This window comes from Blastochloris sulfoviridis, from assembly GCF_008630065.1.
Lineage (GTDB): Bacteria > Pseudomonadota > Alphaproteobacteria > Rhizobiales > Xanthobacteraceae > Blastochloris > Blastochloris sulfoviridis.
Genome location: NZ_VWPL01000064.1, coordinates 1 through 3,909 on the forward strand (window position 1 = coordinate 1; position 3,909 = coordinate 3,909).

At 59.6% G+C, this 3,909-nt stretch carries 2 protein-coding genes; both read left to right on the forward strand.

All coding sequences use genetic code 11. The annotated features are described in order from the left end of the window. Window positions 1–119 precede the first annotated feature (119 nt). A complete protein-coding gene (locus F1193_RS16810; protein WP_342781836.1) occupies window positions 120–1,001 on the forward strand; it encodes a DNA methyltransferase in 882 nt (293 codons plus the stop codon). Between the two features lie 3 nt (window positions 1,002–1,004). After that, the gene (locus tag F1193_RS16815) at window positions 1,005–3,758 is read left to right on the forward strand and encodes a DEAD/DEAH box helicase family protein (RefSeq protein WP_150098941.1); all 2,754 of its coding nucleotides are present in this window, start codon (window positions 1,005–1,007) and stop codon (window positions 3,756–3,758) included. Window positions 3,759–3,909: the final 151 nt, after the last annotated feature.

A 3,909-nucleotide genomic window follows, 5' to 3' on the forward strand; every position in this document is an offset into this window, starting at 1 on the left:
AAATCACCGTCCCAGAACTCTGAGACCGGTGAATCATGCAACCATGCCGGGCGCAACACCCTTTTGGGTCAGGCTCTAAGCGTCTTTTCTGGGGAAAGGACGGCAAAGCTCGAACCCCGATGCGAAAATTATTCAAGAGCGAAGCGAAAGCCGGCATGTCATCTCCAACAATTTGGGATGACGTCGGACTAAATCAGCATGCGGCACGTGAATTAGAGGTTTTGTTTGGCGAGAAGGCTGCTTTCGAGACACCGAAACCCGAGTTCCTGCTTCAACGCATTATTCATATCGCCACCAACACCGGCGATCTCGTGCTCGACTCTTTCGCCGGTTCCGGCACCACCGGCGCGGTCGCTCACAAAATGGGCCGCCGCTGGATCATGGTCGAACTGGGCGAGCACGCCCAAACCCATATCGTGCCGCGCTTGAGGAAGGTGATCGACGGCGAGGATAAGGGCGGCGTTACTGAAGTGACTGGCTGGCAGGGCGGCGGCGGTTTCCGCTTCTATCGCCTCGCGCCCTCGCTGCTGGAGGTCGATAAATGGGGCCGCTGGATTATCTCCAAAGAGTATAACCCGGCCATGCTGGCCGAAGCCATGTGCAAGCACATGGGCTTCACTTATTCGCCCTCGCAGGACAAGGCGGAATATTGGAAGCACGGCCACTCCTCCGAGCGCGACTTCATCTATGTCACCACGCTCGCGATGACGCATGACCAGTTGCGCGCCATCTCCGAGGATGTCGGACCGGATCGCACGCTCCTCATCTGTTGCAAGGCGTTCAATGCTCGCATCGACGATTTCGACAACCTGACCGTGACGAAAATTCCTCACGCGATCCTCTCGCGTTGCGAATGGGGCAAGGACGACTACAGCCTGAAGATCGCGAGTTTGCCGGAGCGGGAACCACCTGACGAATTGGAGCCTGCTGTGAAACCCGCCGGTAAGGCCAAGCCCGCGCGGACCTTCGCCCCGACCCTCTTCGACTGCGATGAGGATTGATCCATGAACTTTGCCGCTGCTCCCTCCCGCATCCCCACCGACCGGCTGATCCGCCAGATTTCCGCGCGCATGTCGCTTCGTAAGCCGCAGGAGCGCAGCCTTGAAATCCTGCACAGCGTCGGTGGGGCGCTACGCTCGGCGAAGGATCTGACCGAGGCGCTTGCCGCCATTCAGGAACTGGCGGACCGGGACGTACAGCGCGTCGAAGCTTTCGAGCGCAACTTCGTCTCGCTCTGCTTTGCTATCGCCACCGGCGTCGGCAAGACCCGGCTCATGGGCGCGTTCATCACCTATCTCGCGCTGACGGGCCACTCGAAGCACTTCTTCGTGCTCGCGCCCAACACGACGATCTACGAAAAACTGATTGACGACTTCACTCCGGGCAAGCCGAAATATGTCTTCAAGGGCATCGCCGAGTTTGCCCAGTCCCCGCCGCAGCTCGTGACAGGCGACAATTGGGATCAAGGGCGCGGCCTTCGGCGACAGGGCGAACTGATCGACGCCGACGTGATCATCAACGTCTTCAACGTCGACAAAATCAACAAGGACGTGGGCCGCATTCGAAAGCTGCATGAATATATCGGCGAGAGCTATTACGACTACCTCGCTGCGCTGCCCGACCTCGTGCTGTTGATGGACGAGGCGCACCGCTACCGCGCCAAGGCCGGCTTCAAGGCCATCGCGGATCTGAAGCCAATGCTGGGCATCGAGCTGACCGCCACGCCCAAGACTGTCGGCGCGAAGTCGGTCGACTTCAAGAACGTCATCTACCGCTACGGCCTTGCGGAAGCCATGGAAGACGGCTTCGTGAAGGAGCCCGCCGTCGCGACCCGCAAAAACTTTGACCCGCGCGGCTTCAACGACGACGAGCTTGAAAAGATCAAGCTCGAAGACGGCGTACAGGCCCACGAGAATGTTAAGCTCAAACTGATCGACTACGCCCAACGGACGGGAGACAAGCTTGTCCATCCGTTCATTCTGGTCGTGGCGCAGGACACGACGCACGCGGAGGCGATCCGCAAGCGGATCGAGTCGGACCAATTCTTTGCGGGCCGCTACAAGGGGCGCGTTATCCGCGTCGACTCGGCGCTGAGAGGCGAAGAGAGCGACGAAGCCACGTCGCGTCTTCTTGCGCTGGAGCAGGACGGGGCAACGGAGATCGTTATCCACGTCAACAAGCTGAAAGAGGGATGGGATGTCACCAACCTCTATACCATCGTGCCGCTGCGAGCGTCGGCCTCCGAGATCCTCACCGAGCAGACGCTCGGGCGCGGCTTGCGCTTGCCTTACGGCGTGCGAACAGGTGACGAGGCCATCGATACGCTGACGGTCATCGCGCATGATCGCTTCGACGAGATCATCAAAAGAGCGAAAGAACCGGGGTCGATCCTATTGAAGTCGGTCGAGATCGACACGGAGGGCAATGTCTGGCGTGACGGCGCGGTGGAACTGGTGTCGCCGTCCATCGTCGAGTCGATGATCACCGGCCTGGGCGGCGCGTCGCACGGCGAACTCGGCGAGCAGCCGCAGGTACCGTACGTCTTCGACACACCGGAAGCGCAGAGCTACGCCACCGTGACCTATAAGGTCATCCGGCAAATGGAGCGTGAACTCCCCAACCTTGCGCAGCTTCAAACGCAGCAGGTGCAGAGCAAGATCACCGAACGGGTGCAGGAGCTGATGCGCCCTGTTCAGGGTACGTTGGAGGGCATCCTTGCAAAGCCGGATGCGGCGAAGATCGTGGAGGCCGTAACGCACATCGTTGTCAACAACACCATCGAGATCCCCCAGATCGTGGTGCTTCCGACCAGCGACGTCACGTTCAGCTTGAACGACTTCGACCTATCCGACCTCGACACGGTCGCGCCTCAACCGCTTTCCGACGAGATCGTCGTGCAGCAGATGCGTACCGGGGAGCGTCTCACAATTGCGCGGAACATGGCCGTGATCCGGGAGGAGCGGCTCGAGGATTACCTCGTCGTGCATCTGATCGACTTCGAGCAAGTCGATTACGACGCCAACGCTGATCTTCTCTACAAACTGGCCGGTCAAATTGTGGCGCGGCTGCGGTCTTACCTGCCCGACGATGCGGCAGTCGAAAACGTGCTCGTCCATCAAGGAAAGCGGCTCGCGCAAATCATCTTCGGACAGATGATGAAACACTATGTCGAGACGCCGACTCGCTATCAGGCGCGGGTCTATCGGGGCTTTCAGATTTTGGAGCGGCAGACATTCAAGGTCGCTCATCCGAAGGGGGTCCGTGACTTCAGAATGCCAGTCACGCCCGCGTCAGAGACGCGCCGACATGTCTTCGGCGGCTTCAAGAAATGCGCCTATCCTGAGCAATCCTTCCAGTCCGACGAAGAGCGGCTCTTTGCCGTTCTGATCGACGCCGACCGTGAGCCCGACGTGCTGCGCTGGGTCAAGCCAGGCCGCAAGCAATTCCAAATCGAGTATCGGCGCACCGAGCGTTATGAGCCCGACTTTGTCGTCGAGACCACCAGCGAGAAGCTGATTGTCGAGATCAAGGCAAGAAAGGACCTTGAGGACGAGACTGTGAAGGCTAAGGCTATTGCCGCCCGGATTTGGATCGGGCACGCCACCGCCCATGCCGCCAGCTACGGCGGCAAGCCTTGGCGGTATCTCCTCGTACCTCACGATGCGGTACTGGAAAACATGTCGCTGGAGGGCCTGGCAGCGCATCACGAACTTCCGGCAATCATCCAGCGGGAAGAAGAACTAGCTCCAACAGGCTAATCGATGGAGCATTACAGCAGCACCCCCGCCGCGTTGTCGACGAACAGCTTGCCGTCGCGGATGTACCGGGTGAGCATCCACAGCCAAAGAGTCCGGTTGACTCTGGCGTAGCTTGCGGGAACAAATAAGGAACATTCTGACCGCGAGCTGA

What these genes read in the sequence shown, in the direction of transcription:
- F1193_RS16810 (WP_342781836.1), top strand. Translation starts at nt 120, where the DNA reads ATGCGAAAATTATTCAAGAGCGAAGCGAAAGCCGGCATGTCATCTCCA.
- F1193_RS16815 (WP_150098941.1), top strand. Translation starts at nt 1,005, where the DNA reads ATGAACTTTGCCGCTGCTCCCTCCCGCATCCCCACCGACCGGCTGATC.